Below are 23,955 nucleotides of genomic sequence, written 5' to 3'. Positions count from 1 at the left end.
AAATAAAAAAGCGCCAACATCATTAATGCAAATTTTTCTCGTTGGACACTTCAATTCGATTACGCCCTTTCTCTTTGGCCATATACATCGCATTATCAGCATCATTAATTAACTGTTCAAAATTTTGATGTTTATTACATAAGGTAGAAATACCAATACTAACTGTTATACAAACCTCAGCATCATCTATTTTAAGACAATGATTGGTTAACGCCGTTTGAATACGCTTGGCTATTTCTGCTCCGCCATTTAGGTCGCAATCAGGCAAAACTATAATAAACTCTTCTCCGCCATAACGCGCTAGAAAATCAATGTCTCTGATTTCTTGATGACAAATACTACAGATATGTTTAAGCAGTTTGTCACCTACCCTATGACCGAATTCATCGTTTACCCGTTTAAAATAATCACAATCTAACATCATCAAACTTAATTGATGAGTTGATCTATTTTTACGTGCTAACTCTATATTGCCACGCTCATAAAGTGCACGACGATTGGCTACTTGTGTCAAAGGGTCGGTTCGAGATAGCTGCTCTAAATCTTGTGTTTTTTCTGCCACCGTTTTTTTCATCTGGGCTAAAGAAACAGTGGTTTCACTTAACTTATGATTCATTAAATTAAATGCTGTTACCACTGCTTCAAACTCCACTGTTGACTTAGACAATTTTATTTTTTGAAAGTGGCCACTGTGGTTTTTTTTAAATGCAGCTTTTACTTCACCCAATGACGTTCTAAAAATATAGGTTAATCTAAATGAGCCATAAAATAATAAAATAAAACTTACCGCTAGTATCCCGATGATGATAAACACCTGCCGTTTGATCTCTGTTTGTATGTCGTCTTGAACGGTAATTGAAAGTTGCTCTGAATCTGCCCTAATGATTTCTAGCTGAGTCATCAGTCGGGCTTTTAAGTGTTTTTTAATAGTTTCATTGGCATTTTTTAATTTATTGGCATTTATTTTGTTAAATAATCGCTTAACATTATTACTGTGACTAATGATACTATTTTGAATTGTTTGCTCTTGAGGGGTTAAATCAGGGGCAGTTCTTAGTAACTTTACCAATTTACTTTGTAACAATAGCCAGGTATCTGCGGTGTATTGCTTATCGTAAATATCTTCACTAATAATATGCTGTTTAAGGATATTAGTATGGTTTTCAACTTTTTGTGCGTAAATATTGCGAGTAAAAGCAAGCTCGACTTTGGCTGAGGCCCAAAAGATACTGCTCACGATAATAGCAAACAATAAGCAACAACTCATGGTAAACACGTAGATCCGTTTAGACAGGCTTATGTTCATCGTTGTACCTCCTGCTATTGCGGAATATTGACGGCTTTAGCATCAACTTGAAACATTGCCCTAGTGTCAATAAAAGCATCAACGCTAGGTGTTTGTTGGTAATCAGCCATTTGACTTTCAATTGCCCATCTTGCTTGAGATTTTATGTTGAGCAGTAATGATTGATTCAAGCCAAGCTTAAAAATATAATCAGGCCAAGCCCAATCTATGTAAGAAGGTGATAACGTTAATTTACTCATCATTATTTGTTGAGCTTTTAAAGGGTGAGTTGCTATATAGTCAATAGCGATTCGCAAAGCATCTATCACACAACCTGCCTTTTCAACCAGTTCGTTATCAGCGGGCTGTGATAACAAATTAAACGTCAAAGTGTTTAGGTTTTTGCTATCAAAAATACTAATTTCGTTTTGTAAGCGAGATTTAGCCTGATAAACATAAGGCTCCCAAGGGACTATGGCATCAACTTCATTGTTAATTAACCCCTCAACAAGTTGTTCTGTAGGATAATGTTTGACTTTTACATCATCCAAAGTCATACCCTCCATAGCTAATAAAATACTTAAAAAGTACTCGCTGGCAGTCCCTTTAGTTACCCCTATAGTTTGGTTTTTTAAATCTACTATTGTTTTATTATTATCTGCTCTTTGCGTGATTAATTTGACATCATTATCCGATTGGGCAAATACCGCATGGCTAACAAAGGCTTTGCCGGTTAAGCTTTGAAATGCAATCACTGAATCAGAGCTAGTACTAAAGTCAGCCTCACCTGACATCATCATAGCAAATGCTGTTTGCCCGCCAACTACGTCAATGAATGTTGCATCAACACAAGTACTGTCGAAAGCATGAATAGTTTTTGCTACATAAAAAGGCGTTGATAACGGTGTTTTTGACACTGCGATAGTGACCGGGTATTTTTTACCTTGCCACAGGTCTAGCGAAGTAAAAGTGACCAATAAGACACTAATAACAATCACTAGTAAGGTGATAATAAAAACAGGCAGCTTGATTCGCAAAGTAACTAACTTATATTTTAATGTTCAATTTAACTAGTATAGATAAAGAAATGATAAATTGTTAAATCTCAGTGCAATTTAGTACAAGCAGTGAAGATAGCGCTATTCGCATAGCGCCATAAATAGAAGATTATTGTGGCATATCCATATGAAAGGCATTGAGTTTATTGCCATCTAAATCACGAAAATAACCGGCATAAAAGCCACTCATCTCACCTCGTGGTCCCGGTTTACCTTCACAAGTAGCCCCTAACTCAATCGCTTTGTTATAAAAAGCATCTACTTTTTCATTGGAATCAAGCATTATCGCGACCATAGTACCATTCCCTACTGTAGCTGGCTTGCCATCAAAAGGCTTAGTAATTGATACACCCGCTTGATCCATACCGGTAGACCAGGCAACAAACTGCTCGGTTTCTATAAACCGTCCAGCGCCAATTGTGCCAAATAATTGATCATAAAAAGACACTGCTTTTTCTAAATCATTTGTACCGAGAGTAACATAACCTATCATGGGTAATTCCTTCTTTAATTAATGTGATGTATGTGCTTTAACTATAAGAACTTAGCAGTTTTTTATCAAATTGCTCAACCCTAATAGTTAGGTTTTTGTTAGCAATTGTTTCCTGTAGGTCTGTTAGATTTTTATCTACCGTGTTTATCGTTAATGTATTGTCATCAAGGTGATAAACTTGTTGCAGGCTTTGATAATAAAACAATAGAACAATAAGCGCATTTTTGTCGTCATTATCTGCCGCTAGTTTCAGTTTTTTTAATTTTCTAAAGATCAAGTTCTGCAACTGCTTGAGTTGCCATACATAATAAATTTCAGCAAAAAACAATGAACTCTTTAGTTGATGTAAAATCGCTGCACAAGCGAGTAATGACAAAATCACGCCAAGTAAGTTGTACCTGAAATTGCTCACCCCTTCTTGACCGAAGCTAACGATAAGTAATTGGCCAAAAATAAGTGCTAACACCAAAAGTGTGCCGATAAATCCGGCAATGACAATGTTTAAATGTTTTCTATAGCGGGATTTATCAATATCAGTCAACTGCATTGCAGAATCAACTCCTTGGAATAATAAAAATATAATTCGGTTACTGTAAATGTTAATTTTGCTGAACTTTAGGCCAACAAAGCATAATCACCAATAATGGTGAGTTTAAAGCTATATCTACGAATAACAACTAGACATATTATGTCATATATTCAACCCTGAGTGTCGTTTAATTGCCGTGCTCACGCCATATTGCCAGGTTTGCTTAGTTGCAACCATAGTCAATTGTTGCTTAGCTCGCGTTATTCCAGTGTATAAAAGCTCTCGGGAAAGTAATTGATGCTCGGCTTGTTTAGGTAACACAATGGCGACATGTTCAAACTCACTCCCTTGTGTTTTGTGAATAGTCATGGCATAAACGCTGTCATATTTCGGTAACCTTGATGGTAAGAGTATTTTATAAGCGTTATTTGGTGATAATTTTTTTTCGGTTACACCGTTTGTCGAGCCGCTTACCTCTTGGCTTTCTACACTTTCTGCAACTTGATCAGTATTCTCAAAATATGCCATTAGGTGGCCATCTTCACTACGCCAAAGTAAACCAATGTCACCATTATAAAGCCCAAGACGATAATCATTTTCACTGATCATGATTGGCATACCATGATAAAGGTTTTGGCTCAGTTCAAAACGTGAGACTAACTGCTCTTTTATCCAATAATTTAGGGCATCTACACCAAATTCGCCTTGACGAGTCACACACAATACCCGAAACTTTGCTAATAAAGTAAATGCATGGTCAATGTCCTTACATTTCGCTATTTCTCGATAATAGTTATTAATTAACGGCAATAACCAAGTTGATAAATCATGTGCTACTAACTGTAATTGCTTAGGCTCTTGATGTTCAGGTGTACTGGCAATATCTGACTCATTTAACAATTGCCAACTCTGGCTTGTTTGCCCCTGAATAACAAAAGAGGCTAATTGACCAATACCACCTTCACCATCAAACCGGCGACTTTTTCTCAGAAAACTGACATGGTCTGCACAACTTAATTGCTCAATACAATGCTCTGGGTTTGTATTGGCTAGCTGCTCTTGTTGAAAAACACTATCAAATTGCTTTGATGGTATCTGACATACCTGTGCTAAATACTCAAGGTTGTCACTGCTATAGCCACCATGAGGTCGTGGTGCTATATCCGCTAACACGCTACCCACAGCAACTGACGGCAGTTGATCAGCATCACCAAGTAATATGATTTTAGCTTCAGGTTTTAGCGCCCTAACAAGCCGAGTCATCATTGGAAGATCCACCATGGATACTTCATCAATCAGTAGCACATCACAGCTAAGTTGATTTGCTTGGTGATGCCTAAAATTTGGGCTGTTTGGTATAACACCTAACAAGCGATGAATGGTTTTGCTCTTTGTTGGCATCAAGGCTAAGATTTCATCTGCAATTAAGCCTTTGAAGCCTTTAATGGCTTTAATAATAGATTCAGATAAACGCTGAGCAGCTTTACCGGTTGGGGCAACAAGGGCAATTTCTAGTGGCTGATTAGGCTCTGCTGTTTGCTCATTGCTGTTTGCATTGAGCATTAATAATGCAGCAAGTAATTTGGTTACTGTATAGGTTTTACCTGTACCGGGACCACCTGCAATGACGGTGAAATTCTTATTCATGGCATTAGCAACAGCTACTTTTTGCCAATCAACCTCTAGCTCCTGGCTTTCATTAACTTGTGAGTGAAGAGCTTCCTCATTGGCAAATAATGTCGTCACAATGGCCTTGATTTCAACAATAGAGTTAACATTAGATTTTGCTATTCGTGCTTTTATACTTTGTGCTAATTCATTTTCAAATTGAAAATAACGTCGCAGGTACAGTCTATTATGTTCAAATACGAGAGGTTGTGCAGCATCCGCCCCTATGGATATGGTCGTCAGCATTGAATCAATGTCTTGGCTGCTTGGAAACTTATAACCTTGGTGGGTAGATAAACCTTGTTCATCGAACGCGTTTGCCCAGTGTATATCTGATATTTCTGTTATAGGCAAACAAGTATGCCCTGCTCGCAAACTACTACTCAAAACAATAAATAAATGGAATAAGTGTTGTGAATGCTCATCATTAACTTTAGTTGGAATAACTAATGCGTTATGCATCTCTTTGGCAAAAAAGTAATCTATTGCTTCTAAGCCTGATAACCGTTGTTGAGCTTGATTAAAACTCCCGTAAATATTAGCCATTACCTATTATCCTCTTGGCTTAGTACTGCGGTGTCCTTGGACGTTGCGTTCACAGAGCCGGAAAAAATATCATCTAATTTGCAAAGCTCTGTTGCGGGTATTTCACGAAAATATACCCCGGCTCCTTGATGATTTTCATCTGCTGTCATGCCTCGTAAATATAAATAGTAAATTCCCCCAAAATGAATGTCAGGACGGTAGTCTGGTATTTTTTGCTGTAAAAAACGATGTAAAGCTAAGCTGTAGATCAAATATTGCAAATCATAATAATTTTTTTCAATATTTCCACGTAATGCCTGTTGATTATAGTCGCTAAAATCATCACCTAAATGACTCGATTTATAATCACAAACATAGTACTTACCATTGTGCTCAAACACTAAATCAATAAAACCATGCATCATGCCTTTTAAGGACTGATAACTTGGCAAGCGTACCGTATTGACTAAACCTTCACGTTCCGCATCAACGCCAGTATTTCGATGATCGGTTAGCAATTCTTCTAATTGAGCAACATTAGCCTGAGCCATCGGAAAATAAAACTCACTTTCACGTAAGGTTTGGTGCAAAGGGATATCGTGTAGGCTAAATGGCTTGGTGTTATTTTGGTTAGAAATCAATGGGGTGCTAACAATATCATCTAGCCAAGCCACTAAGTCCGTCTGGTCAAAGCCTGTTGTTAACTCACCGTACTTTACTAACGGCCATTTTAAACTATCAAGCAAATTGCTTTGAAGTTGAACGCTAGGCATAAAATTACTGTGCTCTAATATGTCATGTAACAAGTTACCGCTATGGGCTCCTTTGGCTAATTCAAAACGCAATTGTTTTGCCTGTTGATTAGAGCGATTATTTGCTGCACTTAATACACTACTAAGTAATTCACTACTGTCTCTATCTGGGGTTGAAACGCCGCCATGGCGGAGGTTTCTGGTTAACGCAGAGAAAGAGCTTAACCACCAATCACGCTCTATTTTTCCAACAAACTTACTGGCTTGTAACGTGGTGAGGTTGTCGCTATGGGTTAATACATGGCAATCAGCACTGATTTCTGCAAATGCTACTTGTTGAACATTTATCACTTGTGGCGCTTGGGCAACAACGCACTGCAAGCTTTGTACAATGTTTTGGTCAGCTTGCCATTGCAGGGTTTTACCTAATGGCGATAAGGCATATTTGTCAAAAGCTGTAGTCAATATATAACAGCGCTGCTCCGCACGCGTTATTGCAACATATAACAAGCGAATACTTTCGGCGTAAACTTCATCTGCCATTGCCAATCTCGCCTGCTCATCGCCATCTAAGCTCAAACACAACTGCCCTTTTTCATCATGATATTCAAGGTAACTCACCGATTTATTACCAAATTTAAGCGGATCTTTATGACGAGTAGCAAAGGGAATAAATACCACAGGATATTCAAGCCCCTTAGCACCATGTTGAGTAACAATACGAATAAGATCGCCATCACTTTCAAGACGTTGCTCGGCTTCTAATTCACTATTGGCGTTAAAGTCTTCACTGCATTGTTGTTCAAACCAATGCAGTAATTCTTGTGGTTGCAAAAAGCGTTGACTCGCAGACTGTAGTATTTCAAACAGATGCAAAAGATTAGTTAACGTACGATCTTTATTACTCAACACTTGAGCTGTTGAAAAATCAAAATGCTGATGCATGATATTAATAGCCATGGTGATAAAGCCTTGGCGTTGCCATTGTGTACGGTAATCAAAAAAGCAGAACTTTAACTTTTGATAGGCAATTTCATCATTTTGTAACGCATACAGAGCTTGGGCATTATAACCCAGTAAGCCCGAGGTAAGTGCCCGTAAATAAAGGCGTTCATCTTCTGGTGATAATATGCCTTTTAATAAATGAATAAGTTGCTGTGCTTCATCACTATGAAACAAGTTGGCGCGATCTGATAAATACACACTTGCTAAATTAGCATTAAGCAATGCCTCTTTAATATCGTTCGCTTCACGGCCATCTCTGACTAAAATAGCAATATCTTGTGGTTTGGTGCTGGTACACGTTAATAAATGTATAATTTCATTAGCGCACCATGTTGCCATGAGTGTTCGAGCTGATTGGTTAACTTTATCGGCAGTTTTTTTTGTCGATTTTGTTGACGGTTTTTGCTCACCGCTTGGCTCTTCTTCACTAAAGTGAACAAATTGCAGCGCTTTACTTTTATCGTGAATTACATCGTGACCGACATCGCTACTGTCGCCGTTAATTACAACGCGTTTTTCACTCTTTTTCCCTGCTAGCACGGGTTGATAGGCGATACCATAGCCGAAAGCATCGGCTTTGCATGCAAATACTTGATTGTAAGCATCGATCATATCTAGACTTGAGCGCCAGTTGGTATCCATCAACCAGTGATAATCACAATCACTGCGCGCATTAAGGTAAGCAAAAATATCGCCACCACGAAAACCATAAATGGCTTGTTTAGGATCGCCAATCAAATAGAGTGCTGGACTGCTTTTTAATGCGCTCGCACCTCTACTTCCACTTGTTACCTGTGGCTGTTGCTGCTCACTGTTTTGATAATATATCCCCTGTAAAATAGCGAACTGTTGCGGGTCAGTATCTTGAAACTCATCCACTAAGGCAACCGGATATTGTGCCAATAAGGTTTTGGCCAGCACATTTTCGTGTTGATCCCTCCCCTCATTTTGCAAACAGTCTGCCAAGGTATTAATTAAATCGTCAAAGTCTAATAGCGTTAACTGTGCTTTATCTTGTTTTACTTTTTCTCTAACTTGATAAATACCCACTCTAATTATTTGATACGCTTTGGCTTTATTAATATTTTTAGCAAGCTCTTTTACTTGAGCTTTGATTGCTTTAGCACTAGCTAGCACCTGTGCTAATTGTGTTTTAAACGCTTTAGGGTGGCGATTAGCATTGAGTAAATAGTCTGGCATGGGCGCTGAAACAGCGGCTAGTAACTCAAACTCATTTTGGCATTCACTCACCTGACTTAGCCAGGAGGTAAGCTTGATTAACTCTGCGGCACGAATGTCTCTTTCATTTTCATTTTTATGACTCACTAAACCTTCGGCGAGTAAAGGCTCATTTGCTGCTAATGATTTAACCGCTTGCTTGGCTAATTGGCAAAAGTTACCAACTAACTGTTGAACATCAATTACCGTAAGTTCACTTCTATGGGCTATAGCTTTAGCAAAACTAGAAACAAATGCGCTAGGTGTGGCCCAAAACTGCGTAACTAAAGCAAAGTCTTCATTGCTTTGTTTAGAAAGTTGGCGATACCAATCTTGACTGGCTTGCAACACCAGCTCACTACTGTTGGTAGACATAGTGGCATTAAACGGGAGACCACTGGCAAAAGCATGCTGTGTTAATGCCCGTTGACAAAAGCCGTGTATAGTAAAAATGGCTGCTTCGTCTAAAAATAGTAAAGCACGTTTTAATAAAAATACTCTTTTATCAGCATCGACACGCGCATCAATGGCACGAAAATAACTATCATTGTTATTTTCACATAAGGTTTGCCAATTAGTTAACGCGTCTCTAATAAACGCGTCAATTCTACCACGCAGCTCTTGTGTGGCATCTTTAGTGAAAGTCATCAGCAAGATTTGTTCTACAGTAAACTCTCGTTCAAGCAATAAACGTAAATAAATCCGGGTGATATTGTACGTTTTCCCCGTTCCTGCACTCGCTTCAATTAAATGTCTGCCTGTTAAAGGTATGGTAGCTGAATCTAAATTAGTCAGTGTTAGGCCGCTGTTTGGGCTTAGATGATTATTATGACTCATGCGCTATCTCCCTTTATGCTAGTTATACTGTCGTACAACCCTTGATATAACGCGGTTAATTGGGATAAACAATCACTAATATCAGGGCATTGTGGCCAAAAATACTGTATGTAAGGATCTTCACCAAAACCTTTAATAGCATCTTTTCCTTGCATTGCTGCACCTGACCAAAACTCTTCAAAGCGCGCCTGTGTCATTTCAACACTTTTTCCCCGAGATTTTTTAAAGACTAAGCCAGCTAAGTCGCCATTAAGCAATAAAGCTTGTTGCTGACCTTGCAGGTAACAGTGAAATAACTGTTTTAATTGTGCTTGCGCTCCCTCAATATCGGTGACACTGAGTTGCTCTACTTGTTGTGCTTTGGTATTGAAATAAAAACCGCAAGTGCCTTGGACTTGGCTTAAGGGGTGAGATTGATAATTATCAGTTTCCATATTTTGCAATTGCCATACTTGCACAAACAATTGATGCAGATATAACGTAAAGCGATCTTTTGCTTTAGCCGTTGAGCTGCGATAAAACACCAATTTCGCTCCATCATGAGTGAATTTCAGCGGCAGTTTCGCGGTGATTACTCTGGGTACTGATGACACCTGTGGTGATGTTAGCTCAGACGCTAGCGTGGATGTTAACTCAGGCGTTAAGGTAATATGACAATCAACAAATTCTGGATTTTCACAGCCTTGGCTGATGATCGCACCACTAAAAAGCTCGGTGTCTTCAAGCCATGTTTCAAACTGTGTTGTGGTACTAGGCAAGTCAGGAAATTTACCACTAAGTTTTGCTCGCTCAAGTACTTGCTCGATCGGGTCAAGTGCTTGCTCGTTACTTTGTGTTTGCTGGTTAGCACAAAATAAATGTGCCGCAAGAAGATCTTGTTTTAATAAATACGTTTCTAAATGATCTGCACTAAAAGGTTCTACATCATCTAAATACACAGCCCGATCATCTAAATATAAATTAAGTGTACCTTGTGCAAACATTTTACTGGGGTGGTGAAAGAAACGTATCAGATCTGCTATTGCTAAAGGATCGGAGCTAGATTTTTCGTCATTTACAACCAATGGGCTGTTACTTGCGCTGATTTGTTTGTGTTGTGCTAGTGTAAGCCAATTAGCATCGAAACTAGGCTTTGTACCAAGCAATGCTTCATTGGTATGATAATTTGCTAAACTAAAAGGCTGCATTGGCAGTTGTTGTAAGTGATTTTCTTGAACAACACCATTAACCATGTTGTTGGAGGTAAAACACCAACCATAACCTTGACTTAGGTAGTCCATTAATTCTTTAAGTACTAAAGATGGTTGTTTTTCATTGTTATTTTTTATATTTCTCCCTTGGAAACTTAAGTACAGGGCATGTCTGGCAGAAATCATCGCTTCTAAAAACAAATAGCGATCATCACCTCTGCGCGATCTGTCGCCTAGCTGTGCTGGACTTTGCGCCATTAAATCAAAACCTAGTGGTTGGCGTTGTCTTGGGAATTCTCCATCATTTAAACCCAATACCGCAATAATTTTAAACGGAATACTACGCATAGGTAACATAGAACAAAAGGTCACTTGCCCTATCATAAATTGCCGACTTGAATCACCTTGGCTAAAGTGGTTATTTAAAAAGTCGACCACAATAGCGAGATCAATTTTTTCTTCAAAATGGGCATGCTGACAATATTCAACTAAGCCAGCAATTGCCTGTTCAATAATAGCTAAACTGTTTTCAATTTGGCTGTTCAGTTGTTGGTTATTTCCTTTAGATGCGCCGTCTGAAAAAACACTATCAGTAGCAAATAGCAACTCAAGTTGATTTAATAAAAACCCTTGCCACTGGTTAGCCGTTCGCGGGGTGCTAAGCTGCTTAGTAAACTGTTGTAACTGTTCAATAAATAAAAGCAACTGCCCAAGCAACACGGCATCATCACCTTCTACCGTAGCTAATACCAGTTGATCTTGATATATACTGTCAACGTCTGCGTAGGCAAAACCACGTAATAAACGTGATAAACCTTGCTGCCAAGTAAAATTGCTAGTGGCGTTTGCACCTAAAATTTCCTGCTTGTGAGTTTGATCAAGCCCCCAGTGCACAGTAGCTTGCGCCAACCATAGACTGATTTTTTCACTGTCTTCGGCGTTGATAGCAAATTTATTTGCTACCGCGGGTAAACGAATAAAGCTTAATAATTGAGAGACTTGAAAGCGCGAATCAGGTAATGAAAGAAGCTCGGTAAAACCAGCAATCAATGGGTCGCTATCTTTAGCACTGCGATCAGCAATAGAACACGGCAATGGCGGCACTTCATCATTCAAGTCTTGCCAACCACGTGTAAAAACTGCATTAACATAAGGAGCATATTGCTCAATTTGAGGGCACATTACTAACACATCTTTAGGGGTGAGTTTATCATTTGGATTGATAGCATTAATTGCCGAATCATTAAATTGATGCAGCAAATAATCATGCAAAGCTTGCACTTCGCGCAAGGCACTATGACAACTGACAATGGTGATTGAGTTATCTACTATTTTGCTTGGTGTTTTAGTGGCATCTTCTAGGGATAAAATATCATTTTGCAAACGATGTAAAATGCATGTGTTTTCTTGCTCACGGGTGTTGTCACCCGCTGCTTTAACAAACAACTCAACATCAACCGTACTGTATTCTTGCAATAAAGCTAAGAACTCTCTGCCCTGTTGGCCAAAGTTCGCTAACAACGGGTTGCCAACAAACAAGTGCTCATCACTTACACCATCTGACCAATGGGCAAGTTTTTTCATCGCTTGCTTTTCACTGATGATATCGCCCCAATAAGAAAAACAGGGATTTAAATGAAAAAAATCAACCTCAATGTGTTCACTAATAGCATTAAGAAAAGTTAACCACATTGGTGCCATGCTGTTAATACCAAAAAAGCTTAACCGCTTAGGTAATAGCAACGGATCTTGTGCTAGCTTAGTGTCGATATTTGACATTGCATCTTGCAGCAATTCCACAGGGTTATATGCCTGCTGCTGAATTAGTAACTGCCATAATTTAGCTTGCCATTTATCGTCATTAGCAAGTTGTGATATGGCCTCACCTTTTTGCCAAGAATCTAACCAGTGAGGGCGAAAAATTAAATACTGCTCGTATAGATCAGCCATTTGACCGGCAAGCTGATAACGTTTTAAATTGTTCTGGCCTGAATAGTTGTCTGAGCTTGAGTGGCTATTAAGGTGTTGCTCCGCAGGTGATGGGGTGAGCCAATAACGAGTAGCAGGCGTAAAATCATTGTCATTAATTACGGTTTGCGTTGCTAATAATGCATAAATACGCCAAGTTAACACCTCTCTTGAATAAGGAGACTGCTCAGGTACTTTTTCATCGCTAGCTAGCGTTCTTATTAGCTGCCACAAATATTGGGCGGGTAACGCGTAACGCATATTCATGCTAATACCACGCTCCTTAGCAATCGCAAGGTTTAGCCAGTGTTGCATACCGGCATTTTGTACTACTACTACTTCTTGATTAAATACACCTAGCGGAGAAAGTTGGGAAATTTTATTGAGCAGCAGCAACAAATTTTCCATTTTGTTGGCGGGATAAAGGTTGATCAATTCTGTGTCTACCGTATGAAGCTTGATAAACTAAATTTAACCACAAGCAAGTATTGAAAACCACCAATACCTTGAAAATTTGCTCATTCTTAGTTATTACTTAACGATTGCCAAATTGATAGCTGGCAATCTGTTAATAATTGAAAAGCAAAGGTTTGTGCTTGCATTAAATTTTGCTGCGCACTGCTAGATAATGTTTCCCCTAGTTCAAATGATTCACCTTTAATTACTTACGTATATGCAAGTGCTGGCTATTCAAGCGCTTGTATTTGTGTTTGTTCCGGTGTGTTAGTAGCCATTGACAACACACCTAATTTTTAATCACTTTGCCACCTTTCATCACAAAATCAACATCAAGTAATTCTTCAATATTATTGAGAGGATTACCATCAAAAGCAATAATATCGGCAATTTTGCCAGTAGTTATGGTGCCTAAACTGTCTGACATGCCAATTAGGTCTGCCGCATGCAGCGTTGCAGCAACTAAAATATCACTATGACTCATCCCTGCTTGAGCCATTAACACACCTTCTTTACCATTATTGCCATGAGGTGATACACCACTGTCTGTGCCATAGGCTATTTTAACTCCTGATTTAAAAGATTTTTTAAAATTGGCGGTCATATCTGCACCAACACGAATAGCCTTAGTTTTTATCGCATCTGACATAAAGTTAGTGTTTTTTGCCAAACCCACAACTGTGTTGCCTGCCATTAATGTTGGCACTAAATAAGCGCCCGTTTGCTTAAAAAGCTTGATGCTTTCATTATTGGCGTAGCTGCCATGTTCTATGCTATCAACCCCTGCTTTCAATGCAGCGTTAATACCTTGTGCAGCATGAGCGTGACTAGCTACTTTTCGTCCTAATGCATGTGCCGCGTTAACCACTTCTTCAAGTTCATCATTTGCCATTTGTTGCCCTGTACCAGTATTAGTATCAGATAATACCCCACCGGTTGAGGTGATTTTAATAACATCAGCACCAAATTTTATCGCTCGACGGGTTGCACGGCGACAATCAAAAGGCCCATCACATACCGTTTTACTAGTACGCATATCAAGAATATCAGGGCTTAAGCCATCAACATCACCATGGCCACCAGTAACCGATACTGAAGAGCCTGCAGCTATAATGCGTGGGCCATCAATCCAACCTTTTGCTATACCATCGCGTAGCGCAAATATTTGCTCTGCTTTTGCACCTAGATCTCTGACGGTAGTAAAACCCGCCATTAATGTTTTATTAGCGTTAGCGGCGCTTTGCATCAATACATCCGCATCTGACATTCTTAGCGATTGACTATCATTCTTTGGCCCTAGTTCGCCTTGCAAATGTACATGCATGTCCATTAATCCAGCCATCACAAAACTTGAGGATAAATCTATCAGTTTGGCATTTTTTGCGATGGCGCTCGGTTTAATAAAACCATTTTCAATGCGCGTTATTTTACCGTTAACAATAACCAATGTTTGGTTTGATTTGGTTTTTTCACCAGCAACTTTAAGTAGCGTGCCTGCGTGAATAACGTGGGTTTGTGCCAGTAGATTAAAAGAAGATAAAATTGAAAGTGCAAGTATAGAGTTTTTCAGCGATTTAATTGTTGTTGTACTGATTTTCATGACACGAATCCTGTTGTGCTATTTCTCGTTGCGGTATTTGTTAACCTAACAAGATAATAGAAAAATAAGTTTGGCTGCTAACTACCTTAACAGCTTAACTTATTTCGTCAACAAATGACCGCTAACAGGAAAGCGCAACCGATCCTATATTATTATGCCAATTCTTGTATCCTTCAAAGACTGCTAATCTAATCCTAATCTCTTTCTAATACGCTTAGCCCATGATGGCCTTTGTATTTTGTAGCTATATATATTTTCTGGGACAATGATGTTCGAGTTGGCTAATACAAGCGCGTCAAAAAAAGCTCGTCGATCAAACCCACGATAATTTCCATACATTAGTTGCTTCTGCTCGCCATTTTTAAGCACAATCAAGTTAGACATAAAATCTTGTCTTGAATCACTTACTTGCTTTAATTCTGTAATGTCGAAAATATTGACCTGCCAACTCACATCGCTGAAAGTAGGATCAAAGTAAGACAAATAGCTAGACGTTACACAAACCTTAATTTGCTTATTTTCAAGCCAAAACCAGAGTGCTAAGCCAAGCAAAAAAGCTTCAACAACCCAAATAGCAATATCTAGAATATCAAGAAGTTGTGTTAACGCATTTTTATCGCTAGTTAAATTAGGGAGGTATTTGTGTGCTGCCAAGTACATAAGTAGAGCTACTCCTGCATTGACCATAAGTAGTAATGCTGAAGAGCGCTGCTGCCTAGTAAAAGTGAAGTAAGTTGTCATGGTCATGTTTTTTCCTTCGTGGCAAGTTATCAGGCCACCCACGATTATTATTGAGTATGCCACTACCTTTTTATGACCCGTACTCAATATATCTTATCTAAAGATTTTGGACGGGCATGAAATTATAGTTTTTAATGGTAAGAATTATTATAGATGGCTTATTTAATTTAATATGCGCATTATTTAATTAATTTGATAATTGTATTTCGCAAATACTCCACTGATTTACGATTTGATCCAGCGACTGCAACCATTACTTTAGAGTTATTTGAACCATTAGCAAGACACTTGACCACTATTTTATTATTCTTAATATTGCCATAAAAACCATATTTATTTTTTATAGTATTTTCAAGATTAATTTCATCTAGAGCCAAAAAGCTTTGTGTTAAACAAGCCTCTTTTGATTTCTTAAGATCTTTAAACCAAGACCATAATTCTGGTGGCTTATCTATTTCATGTGCTAGTAAGTTACTTGAAAATAATATGATGATTAATAGGACAAATGATTTCATAGTGCTCCTTGCACATAACAGCTTGATTAGATAGATTTACTTAATATTTAACCACAAGTTCACGCTTTTACATAAATTTATAAAAATCTACAAAAATTATCATGGGTGGCCTGATAAATTTCTGATAAATTTTTAATTTTCATTTAATTTCCGACAACAGGATTAAGTTGTGACAAGCGCAACCTATCCTTTATTTATTATGTTTTACATTTATACAATACTTGTGTCTTTATTTCTTTGCTTTGTAATCTACCTGCCCAGTTATTAAATCGGCCACCGTATACTGATTTTGAGTAATATTCAAAGCTCGATTTTTCTATAAAGTTTTTATCTGAAAACTGATGAGAAATTATTGTTTGATCTCCAGGAAATAGTTCCACTAATTTTAAGTTTTCTTTTGGTGGAATAATTACTGCCCCACCTCTACTACTCTCACTATAATGCAGGACTCTTTGCGTGCTATTTGGTTCTGGAACCAAAGCGACAGTGTCTATTTTTGTCAGTAAAGTAATCTTACCTTTGCTAATGTTTTTTATTATTAACTCAATCCCATAACGATACTTGAAAGGGTCATTAATAGCGTCTTTCTTTTTATCTATACACCCCATCTGCGCATCTACAATTGATAAGTCATCTGCAAATACAGAAAAAGAAAGACACAAAGTAAGTATCGCAATACTTTTCATAACAATTACACCTTCAAGTAAAACATAATAGCTTTATTAGCAGGATACACTTCATGTTTAAACACGAGGTTCATCCTTATTTCATAAATTTTAAAAAACCTACAATACGCTAATTACATTGTTTTATCAATAACTTAACGCTAACGCTTTCAACTGATTGATGAGTGAAAAGTTGGTTAAATCCTTTTTTCATGCAATTGGTATCATTCTGAACAAAACTGATTTTTATACAGTACAAAAAATAAATAAAAATATCATGGGTGGCCTGATATCTCAGCCTTATAACTCATACATCAGAAAACAACGTTTCCCCAGCGTGACGGCAGACACTCACCTTGTGTTCGCCTTAACGTCAGAGAAAGTGTAGTTACGGGACATAAAAGCAGCTCACTAAGCCATTTACCTCATCATTGAGTCATATTTTTAATAAAACAATTGCCAATTAACGTTTAGTTTTTCCTTGGAGTAATTATGGGTGGCTTATTTAATTAATTGGCTTATTTAATTGCATTTTAAATATTATATTTTTACAGGAATTCTCCAGCTTCTCTTAATATTTTCCATAGACTCTACAAACTCAAAACTAACTTCCCAATGATGTTTGTTCTTAGAAAAAAAACCGTTATAGGACGGTTTACTTCCTTCAGGAATTGTGAAAATGAACTCTAACATCGTTTTGTTTTTTTTGTATTTTATAGTTGGGGTTATTGTTGACTCCCAAACCTTTTCAAATTGGTAGGAATCATTTGTTATTTTGGTATATTTCCATGAGGTGATCGATAAATCTTTAACCTTGTTGAATTGAGTTCTAGGTATTTCGATCGACCCACTAAACTCAGAACCTATGGTGCAAAATGATGGGGTTAGCGTTAATGGTGTTGCTCCAAGTTTGTTATATTTTTTCTTTTGAAAGAAACCAATTCCATACATTAATGCAACGAATAGGGAAAAACCTATAGCTCCAAAAAGACTACCCAGTGATTGTTCGCTAATTGCGGAATAAAATAGGCTTATTGCTGGTATTGCAAAAATCATAGAAAAAATTTGGATACCTTTACCCTGATTTTTCTCCTCACTATTTATAACGCTTTTGAATTCATCCACTAATTATGCATCCTATCGGAAATAGTTGGGCGAGCTAAAAATATAACAGCTTATCAGCAGGATAACCTTCATATTTAAACACGAAGTTCACCCTACTTTCATGATTTTTTAAGAACCTACAATACGTTAATCACCTCATTTCATCAATAACTTAATGCTAAAGTTTACAACTGGTTGACGAGTGAACTGTTGGTTAAATCCTTTTTTTCATGCAATTGATGTTATCAGGCCACCCATAATAACTTTTGCAACTTCCCCAACATAAACTACACTTTATGTACTTTAATCAAGTATGGACGCTATGATGCCTAAACCCCGCTCACAACAAATTAGTTTACTCGATACCCCGTTTTACCATATTTGCAGCCGCACCGTGCGGAAAGCCTTCTTGTGCGGTGTAGATAACACAACCGGCTCCAGTTTTGAACATCGACGTAGTTGGATTGAAAAACGCCTGTTTCAACTCACTCAAGTCTTTGCTATTGATATTTGTGCCCATGCTATTATGCATAATCACCTGCATTTGGTGCTACATGTGGATAGTGAGCAAATAAAACATTGGTCAGTAATGGATGTGCTGAAACGCTGGCATCGCTTATTTAAAGGCACTCACCTCACACGGCAATACCAAAACAACCAACCCCTTGATAAATATCAGCTAGCGATGGTTGAAGCAACCACCCAAATATACAAACAACGTTTAATTGATATCAGTTGGTTTATGCGTAGCTTAAATGAGCCTATAGCCAGACAAGCTAATAAAGAAGATAAATGTACAGGGCACTTTTGGGAAGGTCGTTTTAAATCTCAAGCTCTGCTTGATGAAGGCGCCTTATTATCTTGTATGGCTTATGTTGATTTAAACCCCGTAAGGGCTGCTATTGCCCCTACACCCGAGCAATCAAGTTTCACTAGTATTCAATTACGCATCAAAGCTGCCATTAACGGTAAACAACCTAAACAATTACACCCTTTTACTGGTAACGAACACCAAGACAAAACTCAGGGTATTACCTTTAGTTTAAAAGAGTATTTAACCCTAGTAGATGAAACAGGAAAAGTAATACGCAGTGATAAACGTGGTGCTATTAGCCCTAAAGCAGGCAATATACTCAAAAGGCTACACATTAGTGATGACAGTTGGTTAAAACTCACTACTCAATTTGAATGTATTTTCACTGGCGCTGTAGGAACCGCAGCGCACTTAAGTGAATTTAGCGAACATGTTGGTTTAAAGCGCACCCATGGCATAGCAAACGCTCAAGCCTGTTTGAATAGTGCCTAAGCATACTTGGAAATAACAAAAAGACAATACATCAAAAAACAACGTTTCCCAAGCGTGACGGCAGACTCTCATCTAGAATTCACCTAAACGTCAGAGAAAGCTTGGTTACGGGAAATAAAACAGCTCACTAAGCCATTTACCTCATCATTGCGTCAATACTTTTAATAAAATAATTGCCGATTAACGTTTGGTTTTTGCTGAGAGTAACTATGGGTGGCTTATTTAATTGCCACTAAATAATTAATTACTATTTTGATTTGGTGAAATATTCCAAGCATCTAAGAGGCGCCAAATTGCCGCGTCAATCTCTCTTGCCCTATTTATATTTTTAGGATCTGTAAACCATTGGACTTTAATGCCCCCGTATATAAACTCTTGGCTCGTAACTAATATATTATTTTTAAAAATATGTGAATCATAAAAACTAAAACCTGATACTGCTGTGTTTGCTGATTGACCAAAACATCGCTTACCACCTCTATTATCAATAAAACGATAACAATCTAGCCCATATTTTGTTTTTTTAGAGCTTATATCTAATTCCTTCATCAACTCACGCTCAAAAAATTGCTGGGTATTATAAGGTGCCCGCTTAGCACCTGATTTCATTATTACTGGAAATGAGCCATGCCCCCCCAAAATTACTTTTACTTGATTTGCATCATCCATTTTTCTATTTCCACCAAAATGGCTGACATCTGTAGCTTTAGCCTCAACTCCATTCAATATCAAATTAAACTCGATGAGATGTATAGACTTTACCGCGTGTATCTTTGAAGCATACTCTTTTTCAAAAGCAATGCGCTCTTGTTCAGTAAATTTAGGAAAAGGCTTTGGGTCATAATCGATAGGAAATTGACCGATAAACCGCTCATACTCAGGTTCGTAAAATCTATGGTCGGTGCTTGGGTGAGTTATTACATGTGCCCGTCGCTGCCCTAGCTTGGCTTTAACAATGAGCTCTGAGCTGTGTTTCCATATCACTACATCGCCTTCTTTGGGAACAGGCGGCGCCTGCCGGCAACCACTTAGGTTTGTGATACAGATAAACAACAGAATAGGCATCAATAAACACAATACATGGACTGTTCTAACCTTTAACATTTCAATATCCTTATTTATTATATGCTCCATGCAATAGGTACTGCTAACGCCACGCTAAGCGGCAAAAAGTTGTTGGCTATAATTAGCGAGGAACGAGCAAAAGCCAACTGTTTTTTGTCCGTTCTTGAGCGCCTTGGTACGCCCAGCATGGGCATGAACTAATGAGGTGAAAGTCCTCTGTAGGAAGATCACCGTTTAAGTAACTGACTGTTATTAAACGCTAACTACTAGCGAATGGCAAGGGCTTTTCCGCGAGGAATGGTCTGGAGGAAGCCGCTAGCAAATTTGCGAGCTGATGAACAAGAACATCATATGAGGCGTAGACTAGAGGTGAGTTAGCCAAGCATAACGAAACCACGTGATCTAATGGTCACCGTAAATGATGCAGCAGTGCAAAGAAAGTGCATGTTCTTATCTGGGGAGATCTGCTTAACACGCATTCAACCTTAAACCATTAAGGCTATGGTACCCATAAGTCTTGGCTTTTAAGTTTGAGCAACTTAAAAGAGCGAACTTGCTCAATTTGAAGGCGCGATGGTAGGTAACTATCCTCGTGATTAAGCAGAAGTCAGCAGACGGCATAGTAGCCAAACGCCCATCGTAATGGTTGGGACATGGTGAAGGCCTGAACATTAACTAAAGGAGGAACATTTATGCATTTGAATACATCGACATTGCCGTCTGGTAATGATGTTATTGAGCATGGCATATCAACACCAGCCTTACCTGAAAATCTTATCGACAAACTGTTATGCCCTGCCAATCTGGATAGTGCTTGGAAACGAGTAAAGGCCAACAAAGGCAGTGCAGGTATTGATGGAATGACGATAGATGACTTCCCTACCTTTGCTAACGCAAATTGGGAAAACATCAAAGCACAAATTACTCAAGGAACATACCGCCCTAGCCCCGTGCTACGGGTCAACATTCCCAAGCCCGATGGTGGCTCGCGAGGATTAGGTATTCCTACCGTACTCGATAGGTTTATCCAACAAGCGATCCACCAAGTGCTCAATCCACTATTCGATCCGTATTTTTCACCTTATAGCTATGGTTTTCGCCCAAACTGCAATGCAGCACAAGCGGTAAAGCACCTGCAAACGGGTATTAAATCAGGTCGTAAAATAGCCGTTGATATTGATTTATCAAAATTCTTTGACCGTGTTAATCATGATTTACTCATGCATAAAATAGGGTTAAAAGTAAGAGATAAAGTATTAATGAAATTGATTGGGCGGTACTTACGGGCAAGAACTGTTGAACACGGTAAACGAGTAAAACCAACCCAAGGCGTGCCACAAGGCGGCCCATTGTCACCGTTGCTTTCTAACATCATGCTCGATGAGCTTGATGAAACGTTAGTAAAACGAGGACATCACTTCGCCCGTTATGCAGACGATTTCACCATTTTAGTGAAAAGTAAGCGTGCTGGTGAACGCGTTTTAGCCAGTATGTGCTTGTTTTTACAGCAAACGCTCAAGCTCATTGTTAACGAAAAGAAAAGTCGTGTTGGTGGCGTAAAAGAGACCAAGTTTTTAGGGTTTGGTTTCAAATACGGACGTATCAATATACATGACAATTCATTGCACCGATTTAAACACCGCGTGCGCACTTTAACAAACAGAAATTGGGGCATTGCCATGAGCAAGCAAATTGCCAGCCTTAACCGATACCTGCGAGGATGGGGTAATTACTTCCTCATTGCCAACGGCTATCAGTTATGTGTCGATTTAGATCAATGGATCCGCCGAAGAATACGAATGTGTTATTGGCGGCAATGGCGAAAGCCAAGCACCAAAGTGAAAAATCTATTAAAACGGGGTGTGCTATTAGCGCTAGCAATTAGCTGTGGAGCGACAAGAAAAGGGGTTTGGCGTAGTGCGAAAACCAAAGGAATTAATTTGGCATTAAGCAACGAGTATTTAGCTAAAGCAGGTTTAGTGTCACTTAGGGATATCTGGATTAAAATCCATCATGGTTAATGAACCGCCCTGTGCGGAGCCGCATGCAGGGTGGTGTGGGGGCTGGAGGGTAGAAACCTCCGGCTACCCGATTTAGCCATCATTTTGGCTAGGTACTGTATTTAAAACTTTCATCATTTTACCGTTTATAACTAACCTCTTGTTGAGGAATTTGTTAAAAACTGGGTACTCCAATATCTCTGATAATTGCTTTAATTCTTCGACGGTAAACTCTTCAATGTATATGTCCTCAATCAACTTTACATATTCGCCAGATTTAAGCCTTGCTATAAAAATTTTAGCGAACTTTGTGCTTTCCTCTTCAGAATAACCACCGCTAACAAATGAAGTAACTAAATTATCAAGATTAATATTTTCTGAGGAAAGTTTAAAAATTTTTTTAGCATAAGTACGAGAGTCAGATGAGTTTGAATCTTCAGCAATCGCCGAATGCAAAAAAAATAGGCATAGGGAAGTTAAAATGAACCTGATGATTTTGATGCTCCTTCGAATGTATGGCTAACGAATGATATGGACTCCCCTGACCAAACGGCATCTATGTGCCATATTGAAAGGTGTTAAAACATTCAATAAAAGGAGAGTCCATATGTATCCAATTAAAGCAGTTGGCATCGATTTAGCCAAGTTAGTTTTTAGTATCCACGGTGTCGATACTAATGACAAGTGCAAATTACGTAAAACAGTCAAAAGAAACAACCTTTTACCTGAAATCGCTAAATTGCCACCTTGCATTATCGGGATGGAAGCCTGCTCAGGTGCGCATTACTGGGCTAGAGAATTTACTAAGCTTGGTCATGAAGTACGCATCATGGCATCTAAGTTTGTTATTCCTTATCGTCAAAATGAAAAAAATGACGCTAATGATGCTGAAGCCATTTGTGAAGCAGCTACCAGACCTAAAACACGTTTTGTCAGCATCAAAAGCGAAGAGCAACAAGCGGTACTTTGTTTACATCGTATTCGCCAAGGGGCTATCAAAGACAGAACAGCACGTATTAATAGGTTACGTGGCCTGTTAGCAGAATTTGGCATCATCATGCCTGTCAGTCGCTATCCCGCCCAAAAGGCCATTGGCGGGATTCTTGAAGATGCTGAAAATGGTTTACCTTGTTTAGCGAGAGAGTTAATCAACGACTTATGGCACAGCATTAAAAATCTCAATGAAGAAATACTCAAATACGATAGAAAACTATACGCGCTAGCAAATAAAATGAAAGACGCTAAACGTTTAATGAGTATTCCTGGTATTGGTGAAATAACCGCTACTGCGGTTGTAGCAACGGTGAACGATGCTAAGCACTTTGAAACAAGTCGCTCTTTTGCAGCATGGATAGGGTTAGTACCAAGGCAATATAGCACAGGCGGTAAAGTTCACTTAGGCCGAATTAGCAAGCGAGGTGAAAAACATATACGCACGTCACTCATTCATGGTGCACGCGCTGTTATTGCTAATTGCAAAAATAAAACCGACCGAACCAGTTTATGGGTAAAAGACCTTGTTGAACGACGAGGATTCAAACGGGCAACGGTTGCTTTAGCCGCCAAAAATGCACGGTTAATCTGGGCACTGTTACACTCAGACAAAGAATATCAGGTAGATTATGTAAAGTAGTTTTTTAATGTAGTAAGAGGTAAACCAAAAGGTTAACCCCACCGAGTCGCAGTAATAGCAAATGACGATAACACGGTCAGACCGAGAGCAAGAAAGCCTGTTTAATCGGGAAGAGTAATTCTTTTGAAAAACTCTGTTTAACGAATGAGGCATTGCTCAAGCGCAAATCATCAGGGCGATAGCGTAATAAAGCTAATAAACGCCGAATGTAGAGCTGCTGTCAGATCTTCTTGTTGTAAGAGATGTTATTGCTTGACAAAGGGGAGTCCATGTAGCCTTGCTAAGAGGCAAAAAATTGTTTGCTAAAATGTTTGAGGTACGAAAAACAGCAAACTGTTTTTT

17 protein-coding genes are annotated in these 23,955 nt (G+C 38.6%); 3 read left to right on the top strand and 14 right to left on the bottom strand.

The features are described from left to right. Window positions 1–22: 22 nt before the first annotated feature. From ABXG98_RS15385 to ABXG98_RS15330, 12 genes are all read right to left on the bottom strand, one after another. Complete coding sequence (locus ABXG98_RS15385; RefSeq protein ID WP_353539581.1) at window positions 23–1,306, bottom strand: GGDEF domain-containing protein; 1,284 nt, start codon at window positions 1,304–1,306, stop codon at window positions 23–25. Window positions 1,307–1,320: 14 nt separating this feature from the next. After that, on the bottom strand, window positions 1,321–2,322 hold the full coding sequence (locus ABXG98_RS15380) for an ABC transporter substrate-binding protein (RefSeq protein ID WP_353539580.1): 1,002 nt from the start codon (window positions 2,320–2,322) through the stop codon (window positions 1,321–1,323). A 130-nt stretch (window positions 2,323–2,452) separates the two neighbouring features. After that, entirely contained in the window at window positions 2,453–2,836 is a 384-nt protein-coding gene (locus ABXG98_RS15375) for a VOC family protein (RefSeq protein ID WP_353539579.1), read from the bottom strand. 37 nt (window positions 2,837–2,873) lie between these two features. Further along, complete coding sequence (locus ABXG98_RS15370; RefSeq protein ID WP_353539578.1) at window positions 2,874–3,383, bottom strand: DUF3087 family protein; 510 nt, start codon at window positions 3,381–3,383, stop codon at window positions 2,874–2,876. A 144-nt stretch (window positions 3,384–3,527) separates the two neighbouring features. Then, window positions 3,528–5,579 carry an exodeoxyribonuclease V subunit alpha gene (recD, locus tag ABXG98_RS15365; protein WP_353539577.1) on the bottom strand — a complete coding sequence of 684 codons (2,052 nt, stop codon included), beginning with the start codon at window positions 5,577–5,579 and terminating at the stop codon, window positions 3,528–3,530. After that, a complete protein-coding gene (gene recB, locus ABXG98_RS15360) occupies window positions 5,579–9,370 on the bottom strand; it encodes an exodeoxyribonuclease V subunit beta (RefSeq protein ID WP_353539576.1) in 3,792 nt (1,263 codons plus the stop codon). The genes recD and recB overlap by 1 nt, the downstream gene beginning before the upstream one ends. Then, entirely contained in the window at window positions 9,367–12,963 is a 3,597-nt protein-coding gene (gene recC, locus ABXG98_RS15355; RefSeq protein ID WP_353539575.1) for an exodeoxyribonuclease V subunit gamma, read from the bottom strand. The genes recB and recC overlap by 4 nt, the downstream gene beginning before the upstream one ends. A 310-nt stretch (window positions 12,964–13,273) precedes the next feature. Further along, on the bottom strand, window positions 13,274–14,584 hold the full coding sequence (locus tag ABXG98_RS15350; protein WP_353539574.1) for a metal-dependent hydrolase family protein: 1,311 nt from the start codon (window positions 14,582–14,584) through the stop codon (window positions 13,274–13,276). Between the two features lie 183 nt (window positions 14,585–14,767). Beyond that, window positions 14,768–15,331 (bottom strand): hypothetical protein, encoded by a 564-nt coding sequence (locus ABXG98_RS15345; RefSeq protein ID WP_353539573.1) that lies wholly within the window; start codon window positions 15,329–15,331, stop codon window positions 14,768–14,770. Between the two features lie 173 nt (window positions 15,332–15,504). Beyond that, window positions 15,505–15,840, bottom strand: a complete 336-nt coding sequence (locus ABXG98_RS15340; RefSeq protein WP_353539572.1) for a hypothetical protein — start codon at window positions 15,838–15,840, stop codon at window positions 15,505–15,507. A gap of 197 nt (window positions 15,841–16,037) precedes the next feature. Next, complete coding sequence (locus tag ABXG98_RS15335; RefSeq protein ID WP_353539571.1) at window positions 16,038–16,526, bottom strand: hypothetical protein; 489 nt, start codon at window positions 16,524–16,526, stop codon at window positions 16,038–16,040. Window positions 16,527–17,045: 519 nt separating this feature from the next. Continuing rightward, window positions 17,046–17,630, bottom strand: coding sequence for a hypothetical protein (locus ABXG98_RS15330; RefSeq protein WP_353539570.1), 585 nt, complete (start codon window positions 17,628–17,630; stop codon window positions 17,046–17,048). Between the two features lie 304 nt (window positions 17,631–17,934). On the opposite strand from ABXG98_RS15330, the gene ABXG98_RS15325 reads away from it, so the two are divergent. Next, on the top strand, window positions 17,935–18,915 hold the full coding sequence (locus ABXG98_RS15325) for a transposase (RefSeq protein ID WP_353539704.1): 981 nt from the start codon (window positions 17,935–17,937) through the stop codon (window positions 18,913–18,915). A gap of 240 nt (window positions 18,916–19,155) precedes the next feature. On the opposite strand, the gene ABXG98_RS15320 is transcribed toward ABXG98_RS15325, so the two are convergent. Further along, entirely contained in the window at window positions 19,156–20,049 is an 894-nt protein-coding gene (locus tag ABXG98_RS15320) for a hypothetical protein (protein WP_353539569.1), read from the bottom strand. 623 nt (window positions 20,050–20,672) lie between these two features. On the opposite strand from ABXG98_RS15320, the gene ltrA reads away from it, so the two are divergent. After that, window positions 20,673–22,001, top strand: coding sequence for a group II intron reverse transcriptase/maturase (gene ltrA / locus ABXG98_RS15315; protein WP_353539568.1), 1,329 nt, complete (start codon window positions 20,673–20,675; stop codon window positions 21,999–22,001). Between the two features lie 72 nt (window positions 22,002–22,073). On the opposite strand, the gene ABXG98_RS15310 is transcribed toward ltrA, so the two are convergent. Continuing rightward, entirely contained in the window at window positions 22,074–22,436 is a 363-nt protein-coding gene (locus tag ABXG98_RS15310; protein WP_353539567.1) for a DUF2059 domain-containing protein, read from the bottom strand. Between the two features lie 151 nt (window positions 22,437–22,587). Here ABXG98_RS15310 and ABXG98_RS15305 point away from each other — a divergent pair, with 151 nt between their 5' ends. Next, window positions 22,588–23,613: an IS110 family RNA-guided transposase gene (locus tag ABXG98_RS15305; protein ID WP_353539566.1), complete on the top strand. Its 1,026-nt coding sequence runs from the start codon at window positions 22,588–22,590 to the stop codon at window positions 23,611–23,613. The last annotated feature ends 342 nt before the right edge of the window (window positions 23,614–23,955 follow it).

The organism is Colwellia sp. KU-HH00111 (genome assembly GCF_040362745.1).
Lineage (GTDB): Bacteria > Pseudomonadota > Gammaproteobacteria > Enterobacterales > Alteromonadaceae > Colwellia.
The sequence above is the reverse complement of the archived record's forward strand: the minus strand, read 5'-3'. Positions and strand labels throughout refer to the sequence as shown.